General features: G+C 65.5%; 25 protein-coding genes and 1 tRNA gene. 14 read left to right on the top strand and 12 right to left on the bottom strand.

Annotated features, from left to right (window positions below; genetic code table 11):
* Positions 1–3 precede the first annotated feature (3 nt).
* The 12 genes from AT302_RS15315 to AT302_RS15260 all read right to left on the bottom strand — a co-directional run bounded on the left by AT302_RS15315 (position 4) and on the right by AT302_RS15260 (position 8,463).
* Positions 4–1,653 carry a YqaJ viral recombinase family protein gene (locus tag AT302_RS15315; RefSeq protein ID WP_058379161.1) on the bottom strand — a complete coding sequence of 550 codons (1,650 nt, stop codon included), beginning with the start codon at positions 1,651–1,653 and terminating at the stop codon, positions 4–6.
* Positions 1,650–2,747: a hypothetical protein gene (locus AT302_RS15310; protein WP_058379160.1), complete on the bottom strand. Its 1,098-nt coding sequence runs from the start codon at positions 2,745–2,747 to the stop codon at positions 1,650–1,652. The genes AT302_RS15315 and AT302_RS15310 overlap by 4 nt, the downstream gene beginning before the upstream one ends.
* Positions 2,748–2,877: 130 nt before the next feature.
* Positions 2,878–3,075: a hypothetical protein gene (locus AT302_RS15305; RefSeq protein WP_042115626.1), complete on the bottom strand. Its 198-nt coding sequence runs from the start codon at positions 3,073–3,075 to the stop codon at positions 2,878–2,880.
* 11 nt (positions 3,076–3,086) lie between these two features.
* Positions 3,087–3,458 (bottom strand): HNH endonuclease, encoded by a 372-nt coding sequence (locus AT302_RS15300; RefSeq protein WP_058379159.1) that lies wholly within the window; start codon positions 3,456–3,458, stop codon positions 3,087–3,089.
* Between the two features lie 203 nt (positions 3,459–3,661).
* Positions 3,662–4,708, bottom strand: coding sequence for a hypothetical protein (locus AT302_RS15295; protein WP_058379158.1), 1,047 nt, complete (start codon positions 4,706–4,708; stop codon positions 3,662–3,664).
* A 173-nt stretch (positions 4,709–4,881) separates the two neighbouring features.
* Positions 4,882–4,957, bottom strand: a tRNA-Met gene (locus tag AT302_RS15290).
* Between the two features lie 6 nt (positions 4,958–4,963).
* Complete coding sequence (locus AT302_RS15285; RefSeq protein WP_058379157.1) at positions 4,964–5,227, bottom strand: hypothetical protein; 264 nt, start codon at positions 5,225–5,227, stop codon at positions 4,964–4,966.
* Between the two features lie 20 nt (positions 5,228–5,247).
* The gene (locus tag AT302_RS15280) at positions 5,248–5,595 is read right to left on the bottom strand and encodes a hypothetical protein (RefSeq protein ID WP_058379156.1); all 348 of its coding nucleotides are present in this window, start codon (positions 5,593–5,595) and stop codon (positions 5,248–5,250) included.
* A 226-nt stretch (positions 5,596–5,821) separates the two neighbouring features.
* Complete coding sequence (locus AT302_RS15275) at positions 5,822–6,112, bottom strand: KTSC domain-containing protein (protein ID WP_058379155.1); 291 nt, start codon at positions 6,110–6,112, stop codon at positions 5,822–5,824.
* Positions 6,113–6,721: 609 nt separating this feature from the next.
* Entirely contained in the window at positions 6,722–7,159 is a 438-nt protein-coding gene (locus tag AT302_RS15270) for a hypothetical protein (protein WP_058379154.1), read from the bottom strand.
* The gene (locus tag AT302_RS15265) at positions 7,156–7,986 is read right to left on the bottom strand and encodes a hypothetical protein (RefSeq protein ID WP_157125797.1); all 831 of its coding nucleotides are present in this window, start codon (positions 7,984–7,986) and stop codon (positions 7,156–7,158) included. Before AT302_RS15265 ends, AT302_RS15270 begins: the two co-directional genes overlap by 4 nt.
* Before the next feature lie 30 nt (positions 7,987–8,016).
* Positions 8,017–8,463 carry a hypothetical protein gene (locus AT302_RS15260; protein ID WP_058379152.1) on the bottom strand — a complete coding sequence of 149 codons (447 nt, stop codon included), beginning with the start codon at positions 8,461–8,463 and terminating at the stop codon, positions 8,017–8,019.
* An 85-nt stretch (positions 8,464–8,548) separates the two neighbouring features.
* On the opposite strand from AT302_RS15260, the gene AT302_RS27305 reads away from it, so the two are divergent.
* From AT302_RS27305 to AT302_RS15195, 14 genes are all read left to right on the top strand, one after another.
* The gene (locus tag AT302_RS27305; protein ID WP_084656254.1) at positions 8,549–8,809 is read left to right on the top strand and encodes a transcriptional regulator; all 261 of its coding nucleotides are present in this window, start codon (positions 8,549–8,551) and stop codon (positions 8,807–8,809) included.
* 80 nt (positions 8,810–8,889) lie between these two features.
* Positions 8,890–9,348 carry a phage regulatory CII family protein gene (locus AT302_RS15255; RefSeq protein ID WP_058379151.1) on the top strand — a complete coding sequence of 153 codons (459 nt, stop codon included), beginning with the start codon at positions 8,890–8,892 and terminating at the stop codon, positions 9,346–9,348.
* Between the two features lie 2 nt (positions 9,349–9,350).
* A complete protein-coding gene (locus tag AT302_RS15250; RefSeq protein ID WP_058379150.1) occupies positions 9,351–9,548 on the top strand; it encodes a hypothetical protein in 198 nt (65 codons plus the stop codon).
* 12 nt (positions 9,549–9,560) lie between these two features.
* Positions 9,561–9,953, top strand: a complete 393-nt coding sequence (locus tag AT302_RS15245; protein WP_058379149.1) for a hypothetical protein — start codon at positions 9,561–9,563, stop codon at positions 9,951–9,953.
* Entirely contained in the window at positions 9,950–10,447 is a 498-nt protein-coding gene (locus AT302_RS15240) for a phage N-6-adenine-methyltransferase (protein WP_237171939.1), read from the top strand. The genes AT302_RS15245 and AT302_RS15240 overlap by 4 nt, the downstream gene beginning before the upstream one ends.
* A complete protein-coding gene (locus tag AT302_RS15235) occupies positions 10,448–11,701 on the top strand; it encodes a site-specific DNA-methyltransferase (protein ID WP_058379148.1) in 1,254 nt (417 codons plus the stop codon).
* Positions 11,702–11,723: 22 nt separating this feature from the next.
* Positions 11,724–12,608 carry a hypothetical protein gene (locus tag AT302_RS15230; RefSeq protein ID WP_058379147.1) on the top strand — a complete coding sequence of 295 codons (885 nt, stop codon included), beginning with the start codon at positions 11,724–11,726 and terminating at the stop codon, positions 12,606–12,608.
* Positions 12,605–13,432 carry an ATP-binding protein gene (locus AT302_RS15225; protein ID WP_058379146.1) on the top strand — a complete coding sequence of 276 codons (828 nt, stop codon included), beginning with the start codon at positions 12,605–12,607 and terminating at the stop codon, positions 13,430–13,432. Before AT302_RS15230 ends, AT302_RS15225 begins: the two co-directional genes overlap by 4 nt.
* The gene (locus AT302_RS15220; protein WP_058379145.1) at positions 13,425–13,622 is read left to right on the top strand and encodes a hypothetical protein; all 198 of its coding nucleotides are present in this window, start codon (positions 13,425–13,427) and stop codon (positions 13,620–13,622) included. Before AT302_RS15225 ends, AT302_RS15220 begins: the two co-directional genes overlap by 8 nt.
* A gap of 2 nt (positions 13,623–13,624) precedes the next feature.
* Complete coding sequence (locus AT302_RS15215) at positions 13,625–14,101, top strand: DUF1367 family protein (protein ID WP_058379144.1); 477 nt, start codon at positions 13,625–13,627, stop codon at positions 14,099–14,101.
* Positions 14,098–14,400: a Ref family recombination enhancement nuclease gene (locus tag AT302_RS15210; protein WP_058379143.1), complete on the top strand. Its 303-nt coding sequence runs from the start codon at positions 14,098–14,100 to the stop codon at positions 14,398–14,400. Before AT302_RS15215 ends, AT302_RS15210 begins: the two co-directional genes overlap by 4 nt.
* Positions 14,391–14,621 (top strand): hypothetical protein, encoded by a 231-nt coding sequence (locus AT302_RS15205; protein WP_058379142.1) that lies wholly within the window; start codon positions 14,391–14,393, stop codon positions 14,619–14,621. The genes AT302_RS15210 and AT302_RS15205 overlap by 10 nt, the downstream gene beginning before the upstream one ends.
* Entirely contained in the window at positions 14,621–15,067 is a 447-nt protein-coding gene (locus AT302_RS15200) for a PDDEXK family nuclease (RefSeq protein ID WP_237171938.1), read from the top strand. The genes AT302_RS15205 and AT302_RS15200 overlap by 1 nt, the downstream gene beginning before the upstream one ends.
* Positions 15,068–15,069: 2 nt before the next feature.
* Positions 15,070–15,696 (top strand): helix-turn-helix domain-containing protein, encoded by a 627-nt coding sequence (locus AT302_RS15195; RefSeq protein ID WP_058379141.1) that lies wholly within the window; start codon positions 15,070–15,072, stop codon positions 15,694–15,696.
* Positions 15,697–15,703: the final 7 nt, after the last annotated feature.

Raw genomic sequence — 15,703 nt, 5'->3', positions numbered from 1 at the left:
CCCCTATGCGGCCATGCTGTCGGCGATGCGCTGGCTGGCGGCTTCGAGGTCGATTTCGAGCAGCCAGGCCACCACGGCGGATTCATGGACGCGGAAATGCAGCGCCAGCACGTCGATGATTTCGTCGTCGCTGGGGCGGCTCTTGCTGGTGGGCGCCGGGTTGGCGCGGGATACCGCCGGCGCGGTGGAAGGCCGGGCCGTGGTGGTGGGTTTGGCCGTAACCTGGGGCGTCGGGTCGGCCAGCGGAACGGCGGGCGTGGCGGCCCGCTGTTCTGCACGCAGCTTCGCTTCGGCTTCGGCCTTCGCCTTGGCCTCTTCCTCCTGCCGGATACGTGCGCGCTCCGCTTCCAGGCGGTCGGCCTCGGCCTTCTTGTGCGCGTCGATGCGCGCCGTTACCGCCAGCTTGAAGTCGTCGAACGGCTTGGCCGCGAGCTGTTGCAGGTCGGCCAGCAGCGCGCGGTATTCGGCGGCGTTGGCCTCGATCCAGCCCAGCTTCGTGCGTAGGTCGGCGGCCTGTTGCTCGGCGGCGATCTTGCCGTTCGCCAGAGCCGTGTCGAGCTTGTCCTGCATACTTTCCAGCGTCTTCAGGCCCTTGATGGCGCCCGCGAAGTCCGGAGTGGCAACGTCCATGCGCAGGCCAGCGATTTCACGCTGAAGCTCGGCGACGTGGGCGACGTAAGCCTTGCGGGCCGTTTCCACCTTCTCCGCGCGCCGGCGTGTCTTCTCGCTTTCCAGCAGCTTTTCGGCCATGAGGCGGTTGTCGCGCGTCAGCTTGTAGAGCATGTCCTTCTGACGCTTGGCTTCATCGACGGTCTGGATTTGCGCCAGCATCATCGTCTCGGCGGAGTTGAGTGCGTCCTCGGCCTTCTTCAGCGCCTTGATTTGCGCATCCAGGTCGATGAAGTCCTTGTCGGTTTCCGGCTCGCGGATGAGGCGGTTTTCAAGGAAGTCGCGCAAGGCAGCCTCGAACACCTTGAAGTTGTCCCGCACCGTGATTTCGCCGCTGATCTGCACCGCCACCGCCGGCAGCGCCTGCACGACCTCGGCGACGATGACCGGCTTCGCCTCGGGCAGCACGTAGTCGGCCAGGTCGCGGTCGAACTGCGCCCAGCCCGCCTCGATGCGAACGAACCAGGCAGGATCCGGCAGCACTTCGACATGCACGCAGTTCTCGGGCGTGCCGTCGGATACGGTGAAGATGACGCGCTTGGCACCCGTCACCAGCATGATTTGCTGGCACTGTGGCATGTGCTCTTCGGGCAACACGCCGGCGGCGACGGAAGCGGCCAGTTCGGCGGCCCATTGCTTGTGCTCGAAGGCGGTGTCGTAGCCCATCGTCAGGCCGTCGCACGACGCCGACAGAATGCCGCCGGTGTCCTCGTTCGAGCACGTCACCGGGTAGAGGTCTTCGCCGATCAGGTCTTCGATGATGGGCCGCGCCATCGCTTCGACTTCGTGACCGTAGTCGAGGATGTTCACCTGTACCCAGTCGCTGAACTCCTTGGGCGTGCCGGTGTGCTTCATGCGCAGCAGTTCGGAGCGCGTCGTTTTCTTCGACAGGCCCAGCATCGCGGCGGCCTCGCTGGCGCCGTGGTGGGTCAGGCGGAAGGCTTGCCACTCGGGGCTGCCTTGTTGAAGGTCATGGATTTTCATTCTTGAGTACCCCCAGCAGTGGCCCAGCCCGCAATCTCCATCTTCATGTCGGGCGTGAGCAGTTCCTTGGTTTCGATCATGGCGATGAGGTCATTCACCGGCTTGCCGGCTTCGACCTGCTTCTTCCAGCCCGCCGACTTCTTGGCGAAGTTCTCGGGGCTGCACGTCGGCAGGGCCTTCCCGCCGCCCGTGCCCGCGCCGCCGGTATTGCCCGTGCCAGTGCCGGCACTCTTGCCAGCTTGTTCGGCCTTGTTCTCCATGACGCTCTTCCACGAGGATTCACCGTCGCGGATGGCGCCGTAGATGCCGCGCAGATTCACCAGCTCGGCAGGCGAGCAGGTGTCCAGCGTGTGGCCCAGGTATTCGGTCAGGTCGGCGGCCTTGACGCCGATTTCGTTGAAGGCGTCGGCGATGCGCTTGCGCTCGGTGTCGGGGTCGCGCGCGGCTTCGTCGAGGCGGATGGCCTTGATGATTCCCTCGGCCTCGTCCTGCATGTCGCCAGGGATGATGCGCAGGCCCAGCGTGCGGATAGCCTTGGAGATTTGCGCCGCGCGCTTGTTCAGCAGGTCGTCGTCGGTGGCGGGCACCGTATAGACGTTGCGGTTGTAGCTGTTCTTGCGCACGCTGATGTAGCTGCCGTCGTCGGCGGGCTTCGAGCGTTCGACGGTCTTGGTCACGCGCACGTCGAGCGGGTAGGTGAGGTTGGATTCCAGGTCGGTCACGCTGACGCGGTGGATTTCCTTGCTCTCGTCCTCGAAGATCATGGTGGTTTCCACCAGGACGTTCGTCATGCAGCGCAGCGCGACTTCGACGAAGCGGATCCCCAGACCTTCCACGCCGTCGCCGATGGGCTTGCGGTAGTAGGCGCTCTTGTTGTGCGCGAAGCTGGGGCGGCGGCACTCCTTGAGCAGGTCTTGGCGCACCTGATCCCAGTTGCGCGGGCGGCGCAGCGCCATGACATAGCGCGCTTCGACGACAGCCTTTGCTTGGGCGGCCACGTAGGCGGATGCGGTTTCGGTGGCGGCGAGCGTGACGGCGGAACCGCCGAACTCTTGACGGGCAGCGAGCGCGCCGCCCTGTTGCATGTTGTCCATGTGTTTTCCTTGATGATGGGATGGATGGGCGGCGGTTACAGCGTGACCTTGGCGAGACGCCAGGACTTGCGGATGCCGTACCCGCGTTTGAGGTAGTAGTGAAAATCGGCCAGCAGCTTCAGCGTCTTCTTCATCGGGCCGGCTCCACGCTGATCTTGGAAATGCCGAACCGTTCGAGCGCGTCGATGGCGGCGTCGCAGGTGCTGGCGAAGAGCGCGGCGTAACGGAAGCGCGCGCCTGTGGTGGTCGTCACCTTGACCTGGCACTTGATGAGCGGCTTGGGGCGTGCGAAGTCGCCCGCCAAGGCCGCAGCCTGCGGTGTGCTCATGGATTTCCCTTTCAGATGGTTCCGAACGGATGCAGGCACCGCTTGGCGTCGATGTACGCCTGCTGGGCCTGCAATGGGTCGGAGAAGTGGCCCAGGAATTGACGCTCCCGGTTCAGCGTGATGTGGGCGCGGAACGTGCCCTCACGCCGGCCTTGGCTGACGCCTATCAGGCCGGTGCTGCTGTGCCGCGCAGCGCGGCGGCGGTTCTGCTGGTTCTCGGTGTTCGAGAGCTCGCGCAGGTTGCCGATGCGGTTGTCGTCGCGCCTGCCGTTGATGTGATCGACCAGCTTTTCAGGCCAGACGCCGAACACGTAGAGCCAGGCGAGGCGATGCGCGTTGTAGTCCTTTCCCGCGATGCGGATGCGGACGTAGCCGTTTCGCATTGTTCCTGCCGGGCTTCCGGCGGGAGCGCGGTTCGACTGGGGGGGGCGCGCCAGGCGAAGACGCCGGTGTAGGGGTCATAGTGCAGAAGGAGCCTAAGCACTTCCGCCGTGATCGCCGGAGTGCCATTTTTCGCGCTGCGAAAAAACCGGGCGGCCTGCTCGGCAGGCTCGCCCGGATACATGACACATGCCGACATGACCCATTACACCTTTGCGAGGCGACCGCCGACAGTCGTGCTGACGTGCGACGCGGGACTGTAGACGTACAGGCAGAAGAGCCCGCCGGCCGCGCCGTCGCCCCAATTGCCGCCGTGGTACGCCACGCCGCCAGACCAGAACCACGAGTAGTTGCCGTAGGCCGCGTCCTCTTGCTCGTCGCGGGTCTTCTTGGGCACGAACGCCGCACCCAGGTCGAATCCCTCGCCGACGTTGCGCAGGCGCTTGTGGATCCAGCCATGCTCCGGCGCTTCGATGCCAGTATTGAGCAGGTTGCGGTGGCCGTCCTTGTCCCAGATGAGGAACTCGCGGTTCGCGCCGGTCTGCAAGCCGTCCAGCATCTGCCAGACGTTGCCCCAGAGGCCCGTGATGCCCCGGTAGGCCGCCTGCACCACCTCGGCGTCATCGACCTTGCGCACGCCGTTTCCGTCGATGTAGCCCTCGCCCAGGATGGACTTGACGTTGGGCGTGCCGCACTCGATCAGCGCCAGCGCCTGGATGGCCGCGAGCTGGTAAATGCTCCACAACATCCAGCCCTCGCCGCGCGCGGCGGCGCGCGCCTGCATGGTGGGGAAGTCGATGCGTGCCAGCGGCATCAGGCCGGCTTGCGAGCCCAGCTTGTCGTCGCCGTCCGGCGTGCCCTGGTACTTGCCCAGCCAGTATTGCGCGAGGTCGGCGCCGTTGTTGCGGAAGGCCGGATGCAGCGCGTAGCCTTCGGCGGGTTCGTCGCTCACCCAGAGCGCCTTCTTGCCCAGCAGCGGGCCGTCGCGCACGATGTCGGAGCGGTAGTAGAAGGCCGGCACGCGCACCATGCTCTGGCCGTCGATTTCCTCGTCGGCGATGCCGGCGAAGGTCGGGTGGTTACTGAAGAAGCTGGCGTCCGGGGTGACGATGGCGCCGCTGTTGTCGATGCGCGTCCAGGGCGCGTGCTTTTTGCCGAAGACGATGCCGATTTGGCTCATGTTGATGTCCTTTGCGTTGATGGGGTGCTTGATGGGCAGGAGCGGGATTCCGGCTTTCACCATGTCCGGCATGGGCCTGTGCGCGTTCAGGCTCGCGTCCTACTCGCTGCGTCTGGCTGCGCACGACCGCCGAAGCAATCCCAGGCCAGCATCCGCTTTCGTTCCGGTTTCCACGACCTCCGGCTGGTCGAACAGACATGCGCCCGGTTTGATTCCCAGTCCAGCCTGTCAGTGGGGTCGGAAGGTGGTAGCGGCGGCTGGAATCGAACCAGCGACCTCCGGCTTATGAAGCCGGCGAGCTGCCAACTGCTCTACGCCGCAATTCGGTCAATCGAGCCCGGTTTCGGGCGGCGCGGTGCGCACGATGCGCGCCGCTTCATCGAAGGCTTTTGCAAGCTGTTCCCGGCGTGCCGACGACTTGGGGAGCCAGAACGTCACGGCGCTCCGGTCGTCGTCCTGCGGCGGGTGGTGCAGCCTGTCGCTGCTGTGCAAGATGAACTGGACGGCGTGATACGTGACGCCGGTGTTGCTCGGCTTTTCGACACGTAGCACTTCGTCCGTCAGTTCCTGGCTGTAGATGTTGATGCGCATGTTCTGTGCCTCGCGGTGCGTCAGCCGATGAAGCCGTGGTACTGACCTTCGCCCGTGCCCCAGATGTCCGCCGACTGGATGCAGGGCGTGTCCTCTGGGCTGCCGAACATCGCCAGGTCTTCCTCGCGGTCGTGCGCCTCGGCGCGCAACTCTTCTTCGATGGCGTCCTCGATCATTTCTTGGATGTCGGCTTCGCTGTCTTCGGGGCCGGAGCTGGCGCGAACCTCTCGTTCGACGCGCGCGCGACGGGCAACTTCGTACTGGTTTCGGTTCATGGCTTTGCTCCGGTGGTTGATGATGCTGATGGCGGTCGGGCTACCTGCACCATTTGCAAGCGCGCTTTTCTCGGCCTGGCTGGCAGGCGTCATCGGGGCTCGTCCGCCGCCTACCCGTCCTCACGGGTAGGGGATTCGGTCATGCGACCGCCATCAAGGGGCGCCCCGGAGACGGGCTCCAACTTGCCCGTGGGTGCTTCGCTCTGGGGTTGGTCGGCGCTGGATTTGCCCAGGGCGCCTCTTGATGGCCCCGGCCTTTCACCGGGGTGCGACTGTTGGCGTCGTCCCTCCGCCTATCGCGCGGCGGCGCGGGCATGGATTACGCGGTGGCGGCCTCGGCGTTCGCCGGCGGCTCGGCCACGCGCAGGTACGGGTGCTTCTCGGTTTCCTTCTTGATGTGCTGGCTGAAGTGCGTGCCCAGCGATTCGGCGCTGTCGAAGGTGGCGAATTCCTCGGCGTTGAAATTGCCGTAGTGGTACAGCGCGCCGTGGCTGCCGTCGGCCCGCTTGAAGCGGATGGCGAGGGTGTTGGTTTCGGCGTTGTGGCCGATCTCGGCGATGCGCGAGGATTCGACCGCCTTCATGGCGATGGGGCTGGCGTCAATTTGCATGGTTGGCCTTTCGGTTGTGGTTGAGGGGAGCATCAGCACCGGCGACTGGGTGCAATCGGCGGTGGTGATGGCCCTGTTGCCAGGGCATCACTCCGGCCAGACGCTGGGCCTGGCCGGTTGCGGCATTGATGCGACGTAGTGCGCGCGCCGCGCCCCTGCTATGCCCGCTGTCACGGGCGGCTCGCCCCGACTTCGCGGGGCCTGATTGCAGGGACTTCACTTCTGCCCGTCGTTACCTGCGCCACGGACGGGTGGGCGTTCGCAGTTCGCAAATAGCGAACGTGCAAACCGAACCTATGGTTTCAACGCAGCCCCACGGGCCACTCCCCCAGGGAGATTCGGGTTTCGCGCACTTTTGCTTCTACCGTGCGCGCCACGGGGTAGGAGGTTGTCGCCGCGCCTCTTGCGAAGGGGCCTCGCCTCTGTTCATCCACCAAGTTTTTAAGGAGCACCGCGCTCTGCATTTGCCTGCTGTTGCGCGCTTCAGTAAGGCGAATGATAGCACCGTGCTTTTCATTGTCAATAGCACCGTGCTAAATTTTTCGACAAAAGAAAACCCGGCCAAATGGCCGGGCTTCTGGGCGGTGCGGGGGCGGGAGGGAGAGGCGGCTATCTCATGCCGGCGCCCTGTAGGCCGGTCAGCATGGCGGGTACGCCTGGCCGCAGGGTTTCATCGGATAGGGATTGCAGCACGTCGGGATTCAAGCCGGACAGGTCGGATATGCGCGCGCGGATGGCGTCGCCGGCGTACTGCGGACTCGGGCCGCGCCGCTGCTTGCGTGCAAATGATGCCTCGATCAGGCCGCCGGACATTGCCGCTGTGGCGCAGGCGGCCACCACGTTTTTGTCGGCGCGCTTGGTCTTCGATGCGTCGTCCCAGCACTTCATTTCGTCGGCGAACATCTGGGGCACGCCACCCTCGGCGTAGGCTTGGAACATCATCCCGGCAATCGTCGATATTTGCTGATCGGACAGCGCGGGTGGTGCGGCCTGCGCTACGCCGGCCAGCAGCATGGCGGCAAGGAGCGCGGTGCGAAGCATGGTCATGGTGCGATTCCTTTCTGTTCGTTCTTGGCCTGATACTCTGCCATCTTCTCAATGAGCGTGAGCTTCATTTCCATGCCCACGGCGCGTTCGGCGCGCTGCTTGGTGATGCCAAGGGCTTCTGCAATCTCGGCGATCTTCTTTCCGCTCGATTTTAATTCCTTCGCGCGCATCGGCACCACACCGAACTCCCAGAACGTCACGGCCTGTTGCGCGATGGCCTGGACGATGGACTCTTCCGATTCAGGCAACTCGCTCTGCGCAATAGGGCGCACGAAGTCGGCGCGTAGCTCGCGGTTTCGCGCTACGACACCGAAGCCATCGGCACTTGCCGCAATGACTGCGACGCGGTTGATGTCGTGCATGGTGGATGGCGGAGGGAGCATCGGCGGCTCTTCCTCTTCGGGCTCTTCATCTTCATCTTCAAAGGCTGCCGTGGGGCTGATGCCGACACATAGCCAAGTGTCGGAGCCATCCAGCCTCACCCTGGCCTCGAACCCATCGAGCAGGGCGCGCTCATCGTGCTGGGCCATGTGCTTCTCCAACACGCAGATGGTGCCCGGCCCATACAGTGCCTTGTGTGCTTCAAGGTCTGGGTCGCCCAGGAAGACCAGGGAGCCGCCGCGCAGCTTTCCTTCGATGCACGGGATTCCCAGCTTGGCGAGCTGGGCGACGGTGCGTGCCATGCCGGTTTCCACGACGCGCTCGCGGTGCGCCGGCTCGATATTAAACAGGTCGTCGGCGGCGCCCGTGTTGATGTGATAGAAGCCCAGCATGAAGCGCAGGATGGTTTCTATGTCATCGGTGGCGACTTCGATTTTTTCTTGCACTACGTTCCCCTCGACCATACGAGCGTCAGCTTAGGCGGCGGGTTTCTTTTTTCTCTCGGCGCTGAAACTGTCGGCAGCTTCCTTCGTCATTCCAACGAGGAACTTAACTGCCGACGGATCCAGCCACGGCGGCGCGCTGCCGATGTTGAGGACGGCATTGACCAGCTCTCGGCGCACCTCGTCCGCGCGCTCGTAGGCCGTCCAAGGCCCTTGCGCATCACCGACTTGAGCAGTTTCTTTCGGCTCGTGATCGAGGGTTCCGCGCTCCATCCCTAATTTTTCTTCGATTTCGCGCGCGAGGTCGCTGCCCATGCTCCTGACCTTCCCAGTCCGGGTATTGGGCGCTTTGTTCTTGATTTGGGTGAGGGTTGCGTCCGTGCGCGTGCGGCCCAGCGCGGCGTTCAGGTCGGCCACCGTGCCGTGCTTTTCAACCAGCCGCAAGAGCCAATCGTGACGTACCTCTTCTATTGTTCTCATACCCTCTATTCCATAGCACCCTGCTAATTATTGGAAGACGCACGGTGCTATTGCTTTTGTGTAGCACCGTGCTATTATTCGCAGCATGAACCTGCGAACCTACATCGATCAGCAACGCGGACGGGCTGCCGCCCTTGGGCGGGCGCTCGAAGTTGCGCCCGTGCTCATTTCCCAGTGGGCGAACAACACCCGGCCCATCCCCGCTGAACGCTGCCCGGCCATCGAGAAGGCCACGGGCGGTGCCGTGACGTGCGAAGAGCTGCGCCCTGACGTTGATTGGGCCTACCTGCGCGGCTCTGGCGCTGCTGCAAATAACGAGACGACTGGAAGCGAGGCTGCTGCATGACGGGTTTCCTTTCTTTCGACGAAGCCAGTTTCCACCACCGCCAAGCGCGGGACTAGACGAAAAAAAGGAGACGTTCGCCAATGCGCCGCCCCATCAAACAAGCTCACCGCGCCCTGTTTCTGGCCCTTCAGGCCGACGCCAAGGAATACCCCGGCGGCGTCCGCGCCATCGCCGAAACGATGGGTATGAACGGCAACACCCTCGCCAACGGCATCAACCCCGACCACGAGGCCCCGCCGCCGTCCTTCAGCGTCATCCTCGAAATCGTCGTCGTGGCCCAAGCCAAGCGCGCCATCTTCGCGCTGGCCCACCTCGTCGGGCAGGTTCCTATGGACTTCGAGTTGGAAGCCCGTCCGCCTGCCGAGGCCGTCAAGCTGTTCCTGTCCCTGGTGAAGGCGTCGTCCGAGCTGTTCGGCGCCGGATCCGAGGCCGCGATGGATGGCCGCTTCGACGGCGACGAGCGCCGCACGCTGGAACCGCTGCTGCTGGCGCTGATGAAGGCCAGTGGAGAGCTTCTTCAGGCCATCCGGGGGAACTGACCATGACCAGCGCCCCGACCACCGTTCTTGACGGCGTGCAGCCCGAGCAGGCCGTGCGCGATGGCATGAGCCAGACCACCTACCGCGCCACGCGCCCGGAGCGTTCGCGCTTCGTCAGTACGCCGGCCACGGAATCCCACGCACCCGCCGAGCAGGCCCAGCCGGCGCGCCGCATCCAGATCGGGCCGACCGACGTGTAGGAGCTGGATGCCATGATGAACACCGAAACCCTGCAACATCCTTCGCACGCCCGCCGCGCCGCCACCGCGCGCCGCCTGGGTGAGCAGCAGATGCAGCTTTCCTTCGACGCGGCCACGTCCGCCGACCCCAGCTTCGGCGAGCGGGCCTATGCCTTCATCGTCGCCTACGTGCGCGAGCAGGCAGCCGCGCTGGGCAGCGTGCCCGGCGAGCAGGTGACGCTTGCCGCGCGCGCCGCTGGCATCCGCCCCAAGGACGACCGGGCTTTCGGTTCCATCTACGCCAAGGCCATCCGCAACGGAGACATCCGCGTGGCGGGAACCTGCGCGCGCGTGCGCGGGCATGGAACCGCCGGCGGACGCCTCTATGCACCCGGCAACGGCAAACAGGCGGAGGGCCAGGCTTGAACGTCCTGTTTGAAACCGGAGAATCCGGCTCGACCGCCACGACACACGACTGGCTGACCCCGCCCGAACTACTGGCGACGCTGGGCGAGTTCGACCTCGACCCCTGCGCGAGCGAGTTTCAGCCGTGGCGCACGGCACGCCAGCAATTCACCATCCGCGACGACGGCCTGACCCGCGAATGGGCTGGCCGTGTCTGGTGCAACCCGCCCTATGGCCCGCACGCGGCCCTGTGGCTGGAACGCTGCGCCGCCCACGGCAACGCTATTGCCCTGGTGTTTGCGCGCACCGAAACCGCTGTCTTCCAAGACCACGTTTGGCCCAAGGCCGACGCCATGCTGTTCCTGCGTGGGCGCCTGTCGTTCAGGCTTCCTGGGGGGGGGGCGTGCCGGAAATTCGGGCGCCCCATCCGTCCTGATCGCCTTTGGCAAGGCCAATGCCGAAGCCTTGGCCGCGTGCGGCCTGTCGGGCGCGTTCATCCGATTGCGGGGTGCTGAATGAAGCCGCAGATGGATGACATCAAGGGCCTTTCCGCCGAAGACGTGCTGGCGCCGTTTGTTGGCCGTGACCACCTGACGAACCGCGAGCTTTTCCAGCAGCTTGCCCTACAGCTCGACATCCCCGAGGCGGCGCTTGACGCGCGCGCACCCGTAGGCAAGTCCGGCAAGAGCTACAACCTGTTCGAGCGCAAGGTGCGCTGGCACCAACAGACCCTGAAGCACCTTGGTGTTCTGGAACGGGTTGATCGTGGCACCTGGCGCTTGAGCGGTGATGCGAAGAAGGAGCTGACGCCGGCACCGCGTCGCTCCATCCTGCTGGCGTTCTCTACCGACCTTGGCTGCGCCCTCTGGGCGAATGCCGAGGATGTGTTCTCTGGACTTGGCGAGCAAATCACACTGGCCTTTACCTCGCCGCCGTACCCGCTGGCGAAACAACGCGCCTACGGCAATGCCAACCAAACCGCCTACATTGACTGGCTGCTGCCGATTCTTGAGCCCATTGTGGCGCACTTGCGGCCCGGCGGTAGCGTGGTGCTGAACCTTGGTAACGATATTTTCGTGCCTGGATCCCCGGCGCGCTCGCTTTACCTGGAACGGCTGACCCTGGCGCTGCACGACAAGCTGGGCCTGCATCTGATGGAGCGTTTCGTCTGGCACAACCCGACGAAGCCGCCCGGCCCCGTGCAATGGGCCTCGATCAAGCGCGTGCATCACAACACGGCCTACGAGCATGTGCTGTGGTTCACCAATGACCCGGAGCTGGTGATTGCCGACAATCGCCGCTGCCTGCGCGAGCACACCGACAAGCACCGCAGGTTCATGGACGCTGGTGGCGTGCGGCAGTACGCCCGTTACGCCGGCGGAGCCTACACGGTGCGCGAGGGCAGTTTCAGCGCGCCGACCGAGGGCGCTATCGCCCGCAACGTGCTGGCCGTCCCACACCGCGACCCAGACCAGCAACCCGCGCGTGACTTTGCGATGCGGCACGACCTGCCGGCCCATCCGGCGCTGATGCCGGTCAAGCTGGCAGAGCACTTCGTCCGTTTCCTGTCCGAGGTCGGCGACCTGATCGTGGATCCGTTTGGTGGATGGGCGACGACCGGGCGCGGTGCCGAGCTGAATAACCGGCGCTGGCTGGTTACGGAGCGGTGCCGGGAATACCTGATTGCGGCGGCGCAACGCTTCCGGGGCGCCCCCGGCTTCAACGCGGCTTTCGCTGCCAGCAATGGGGGGCTGCATGGCGGCTATTGAGTGGTTCAGGCTGTGGCATGACATGCCCAATGACCCGAAGTGGCGTACCGTCGCGCGCACTTCCGGCCAGCCTATTTCCCTTGTTCTGTCGGTTGCCCTGCATCTGATGGTGGATGCGTCACGAAATGTCACGCGCGGTCACGTCACTGTCACGGCGGAAGATGTGGCAAGCGCGCTCGACGTGACGGACGAGGCCATCGAGGCGATTTTCAAGGCCATGCAGGGCCGCGTGCTGGACGGTGATCGCCTGTCCGGCTGGGAAAAGCGCCAGCCGAAACGCGAGGATGCGGGCAACCCGGAAACCGGCGCAAAGTCCGCTGCCGAGAGGAAGCAGGCCCAGCGCGAGCGCGAAAAGCAGGCCCGCGAAGCTGCTGGGAATGGCAGTGGTCACGTCGCGTCACGCGATGTCACGCTAGATAAAGATACAGATAAAGATTCTTCTGTATTCCCTGACGGGAATACAGGGGGCGCTTGCGCGCCTGCACCTTCGGCCCCTGGGCCTGACGGCGAAGGCTTGCCTGCTGAACCCGGACAGCCTGGCGGTGCTGCTGCGCCTGCTGCCGAAGGCGGCAAGGGTGCCGACCGTCTGCCGCGTGCGCTGGGCGTGCGCGAGCTGGTTGCCGAGGGCGTGGAGCGCAAGCATGCCGAGGACTGGCTGAAGGTGCGTTCCGCGAAGCGCGCCCCTCTGACGCAAACCGCTTGGGATGACGTGAAGGCCGAGGCCGCCAAGGCCGGCATCACCCCCGCCGATGCCGTGCGCGTGTCCGCGACGAACTCGTGGCAGGGCTTCCGGGCGACCTGGTACGCCAAGCAGGGCCAAGAGGGTAGTGCCGCGCGCGGCCCGGCGGCGACCGGCACCCACGGCGGCTACGAGAACCGCAACTACGGCCAAGGAGGCGCACTGTGACCGCCACGACCGCGAAACCCATCCATTCCGGCTTCCACACTCCGCCGCTGACCCGCGAGGACACCTGCGCGACGCACGGCCCGTTCGAGGCGCGCTGCTTCCTGGGCAACGCCTGGACGGCCTGCCCGACCTGCGCCGCCGAAGAGAAGGCCCGCGAGCAGGCCGAGGCTGACGCCAAGGTGCGCGCCGATGCGGTGGCCCGCTGGCAGCGCAAGATCGGCGAGGCCGGCATCCCCGAGCGGTTCCGCGAACGCCGCCTTGCCACCTACGCGGCGAAACTGCCCGGACAGAAGCGCGCGCTGGACTTCGCCATCGCCTACGCCGCCCAGTTCGGCGAGATCCGCAAGACGGGCCGCTCCGCGCTGTTCATCGGCCTGCCCGGAACCGGCAAGACGCACCTGGCCGTCGGCATCGGCCTGGAAGTCATGGAGCACCACGGCGCCGCCGTGCTCTTCACCACGGTCATGCGCGCGGTGCGCCGCGTCAAGGACACCTGGGGGCGCGACAGCCGGGAGAGCGAGAGCGAGGCCATCGCCGCGCTGGTGTTCCCCGACCTGCTGATCCTCGATGAGGTGGGCGTGCAGTTCGGCTCTGACACCGAAAAACTGCTGCTGTTCGACATCCTGAACGAGCGGTACGAGCGCCGGCGCCCGACCATCCTCATGTCGAACCTGGCCCTGGACGACGCCGAAGAGGGTGGGCGCGTGGTGCCGGGCATCAAGTCCTACCTGGGCGAGCGGGTGTTCGACCGTCTGCGCGAGGACGGCGGCCAGTCCGTCGTCTTTGACTGGCCCAGCCATCGGAAAGGGGGCGACCATGCCTAAGCCCGGCGAGAAGCACCACAAGGCCCGGCTGTCCGACGCCAAGGTGCGCGAAATGCGCGCCGTGTACCACGGCTGGCAGGCCAGCAACTGCGAGCACCGCAAGGGCTACGGCGTTCTGGGCCGCCTGTTCGGTTGCAGCCCCTGGACGGCGCGCGACATCGTGACCTACCGCACGCGGATTGGAGCCTGACCATGAGCGACGTGGTTCTGGTGAAGACCCTCAACGGCGCGCTGGCGCCGGCGGACGCGGAGGCCGCCGCCTTCGTCGAAAAGCTGAAGGCCGGCCAGGGCGTGCGCGCAACGGTGCGCAAGGCGCGCAACGTCAAGTTCCACCGCAAGGCGTTCGCCCTGTTCAAGCTGGCCTTCGAGGTCTGGGAGCCGGTCACGCCCCTGGAATACAAGGGACTGCCCGTCGCCAAGGACTTCGAGCGGTTCCGCAAGGACATGACCATCCTGGCCGGGTTCTACAAGCCGGTTTACAACGTGCGCGGCGAGCTGCGGCTGGAAGCCGAAAGCCTGTCCTTTTCCAGCATGGACGATGAGCGGTTCGAGCAGGTGTTCCGCGCCGTGCTCACGGTGGTCTGGGATCGAGTGCTGAAGGCCGCCGGCTACGCCAGCGAGGAAGAGGTGGAGCGCGTCGTCAATGAGCTGATGAGGTTCGACCAATGAAGCGCGCCCCGACCGCCGCCGAGAAGCGCCACATGGGCCGCGTCGCCGCGCTGGGCTGCGTCCTCTGCGATCACCTTGGCCTTGGCGCCACGCCGGCGCAGGTGCATCACATCCGCGAGGGGCAAGGGGCCAGCCAGCGCGCCAGCAACTTCCTGACCGTGCCCTTGTGCCCGGAGCACCACCAGGGCAAGAGCGGCCTGCACGGGCTGGGCACCAACGCCTTCGAGCGCACCTACCGGCTGTCCGAGCTGGACTTGCTCGCCATGACCATCGAACGACTGGGGGCCGGATGCCGGTAAATGCCGACGACACCGTGAAGTGCATCGACTGCGGCCACTACCGGATGAAGGATGCCGGGCAGATGGGCCGCCTGGGTTTCGGCCTCTGCGCCATGAGCCCCAGCACGTCGTCCTTCCCGTCGTCGGTGTATCCCCGCCAGTGCGCGCAGTTCCGCCTGGCCGACGAGAAGACCCTGGGCGCGCGCCGCGCGTGGCTGGAAAAACGCGGGGAGGCTGCCTGATGGCCGCGAATACCTTGCGCTGGACGGAAGAGCAGCTTGCCGCACACCAGAAGCGCGCGGCGGAGCCCGCCCGCGCCGGTGTGGCCGAAGGCGGACAGGCCGTCGCGCTCCCCGTGGCCACGGGCACTGTGCGCGAGCCCGACATGAACAAGACCGAGGCCGAGTACGCCCAGATGCTGGAAGCCCGCCGCGTGAGCGGGGAAATCCAGTGGTGGGCCTACGAAGCCATGACCCTGAAGCTGGCGGACAACACGCGCTACACGCCGGACTTCCTGGTGATGCTGGCCGACGGGGCCTTGGAGGTGCATGAAACGAAGGGCGGATTCATCCGCGAAGACGGGTGGCTGAAATTGAAGGTGGCCGCCGGCATGTTCCCGTTCCGGTTCTTCCTCTGCCAAAAGCAGGCGAAGAAGGCGGGCGGCGGCTGGACTATCAGGAGGGTGTAACGATGGCAACAGAGAAGAAAACCATGTCCCTGACCACGCGCCAAGAGCAGGCGGCGGCGGTCAAGACCATCGGTGCCCGGATGCGCGCGGCGCGGGAACTGTGCAACCTGTCCCAGAGCGCGGCAGCGCGTCGTCTGGGGTATGCGAACCCCTCGAAGCTGTCGAAGGTGGAGCTGGCGACGGATACCAACTCCGTGCCACTGTGGCTCATCGTGCGCGCAGCGCGCGTGTATGAGGTGTCCGTGGACTTCCTGTTCGGTGCTACCGATGACTGGGAGGTGGGCGCCCGGATGACCCAAGAGCGGGAAGTGTCCGCCTGGATGTTCGACACCTTCGACAAGCTGCGCCAGCGGGACATGGAAACCCTCAAGCGTCTGCATGACCGGGTGCAGACCCTGACCGATGCCGTGGCCGTCATGCTGGCCGCGTCCGAGGATGCCAGCGTCGCCCTGGCCCGGTTCGCCGAGCTCAACCCCGCGTTCGAGGAAATGCGCGCCGGCTCCCGGCTGGTGTCCGCCGTGGAGCGCGCCAGCGATTCCGCCAAGGCGGCGAAGACCAAGATGGAGCGGTTCCGCATGGAGTGTGCCGTCGCCGCCCCGCAGACCCATCAATTGAGCCTGGCGCTCTGACCTTGAA

Source organism: Pandoraea norimbergensis, assembly GCF_001465545.3.
GTDB lineage: Bacteria > Pseudomonadota > Gammaproteobacteria > Burkholderiales > Burkholderiaceae > Pandoraea > Pandoraea norimbergensis.
This window is presented reverse-complemented; position numbering and strand designations above follow the sequence as displayed.

What these genes read in the sequence shown, in the direction of transcription:
- AT302_RS15260 (WP_058379152.1), bottom strand. Translation starts at nt 8,463, where the DNA reads ATGAGAACAATAGAAGAGGTACGTCACGATTGGCTCTTGCGGCTGGTT.
- AT302_RS15280 (WP_058379156.1), bottom strand. Translation starts at nt 5,595, where the DNA reads ATGACGCCTGCCAGCCAGGCCGAGAAAAGCGCGCTTGCAAATGGTGCA.
- AT302_RS15310 (WP_058379160.1), bottom strand. Translation starts at nt 2,747, where the DNA reads ATGGACAACATGCAACAGGGCGGCGCGCTCGCTGCCCGTCAAGAGTTC.
- AT302_RS15295 (WP_058379158.1), bottom strand. Translation starts at nt 4,708, where the DNA reads ATGCCGGACATGGTGAAAGCCGGAATCCCGCTCCTGCCCATCAAGCAC.
- AT302_RS15215 (WP_058379144.1), top strand. Translation starts at nt 13,625, where the DNA reads ATGAGCGACGTGGTTCTGGTGAAGACCCTCAACGGCGCGCTGGCGCCG.
- AT302_RS15220 (WP_058379145.1), top strand. Translation starts at nt 13,425, where the DNA reads ATGCCTAAGCCCGGCGAGAAGCACCACAAGGCCCGGCTGTCCGACGCC.
- AT302_RS15235 (WP_058379148.1), top strand. Translation starts at nt 10,448, where the DNA reads ATGAAGCCGCAGATGGATGACATCAAGGGCCTTTCCGCCGAAGACGTG.
- AT302_RS27305 (WP_084656254.1), top strand. Translation starts at nt 8,549, where the DNA reads ATGAACCTGCGAACCTACATCGATCAGCAACGCGGACGGGCTGCCGCC.
- AT302_RS15300 (WP_058379159.1), bottom strand. Translation starts at nt 3,458, where the DNA reads ATGCGAAACGGCTACGTCCGCATCCGCATCGCGGGAAAGGACTACAAC.
- AT302_RS15275 (WP_058379155.1), bottom strand. Translation starts at nt 6,112, where the DNA reads ATGCAAATTGACGCCAGCCCCATCGCCATGAAGGCGGTCGAATCCTCG.
- AT302_RS15200 (WP_237171938.1), top strand. Translation starts at nt 14,621, where the DNA reads ATGGCCGCGAATACCTTGCGCTGGACGGAAGAGCAGCTTGCCGCACAC.
- AT302_RS15230 (WP_058379147.1), top strand. Translation starts at nt 11,724, where the DNA reads ATGCCCAATGACCCGAAGTGGCGTACCGTCGCGCGCACTTCCGGCCAG.
- AT302_RS15285 (WP_058379157.1), bottom strand. Translation starts at nt 5,227, where the DNA reads ATGCGCATCAACATCTACAGCCAGGAACTGACGGACGAAGTGCTACGT.
- AT302_RS15250 (WP_058379150.1), top strand. Translation starts at nt 9,351, where the DNA reads ATGACCAGCGCCCCGACCACCGTTCTTGACGGCGTGCAGCCCGAGCAG.
- AT302_RS15210 (WP_058379143.1), top strand. Translation starts at nt 14,098, where the DNA reads ATGAAGCGCGCCCCGACCGCCGCCGAGAAGCGCCACATGGGCCGCGTC.
- AT302_RS15205 (WP_058379142.1), top strand. Translation starts at nt 14,391, where the DNA reads ATGCCGGTAAATGCCGACGACACCGTGAAGTGCATCGACTGCGGCCAC.
- AT302_RS15270 (WP_058379154.1), bottom strand. Translation starts at nt 7,159, where the DNA reads ATGACCATGCTTCGCACCGCGCTCCTTGCCGCCATGCTGCTGGCCGGC.
- AT302_RS15315 (WP_058379161.1), bottom strand. Translation starts at nt 1,653, where the DNA reads ATGAAAATCCATGACCTTCAACAAGGCAGCCCCGAGTGGCAAGCCTTC.
- AT302_RS15255 (WP_058379151.1), top strand. Translation starts at nt 8,890, where the DNA reads ATGCGCCGCCCCATCAAACAAGCTCACCGCGCCCTGTTTCTGGCCCTT.
- AT302_RS15195 (WP_058379141.1), top strand. Translation starts at nt 15,070, where the DNA reads ATGGCAACAGAGAAGAAAACCATGTCCCTGACCACGCGCCAAGAGCAG.
- AT302_RS15245 (WP_058379149.1), top strand. Translation starts at nt 9,561, where the DNA reads ATGATGAACACCGAAACCCTGCAACATCCTTCGCACGCCCGCCGCGCC.
- AT302_RS15305 (WP_042115626.1), bottom strand. Translation starts at nt 3,075, where the DNA reads ATGAGCACACCGCAGGCTGCGGCCTTGGCGGGCGACTTCGCACGCCCC.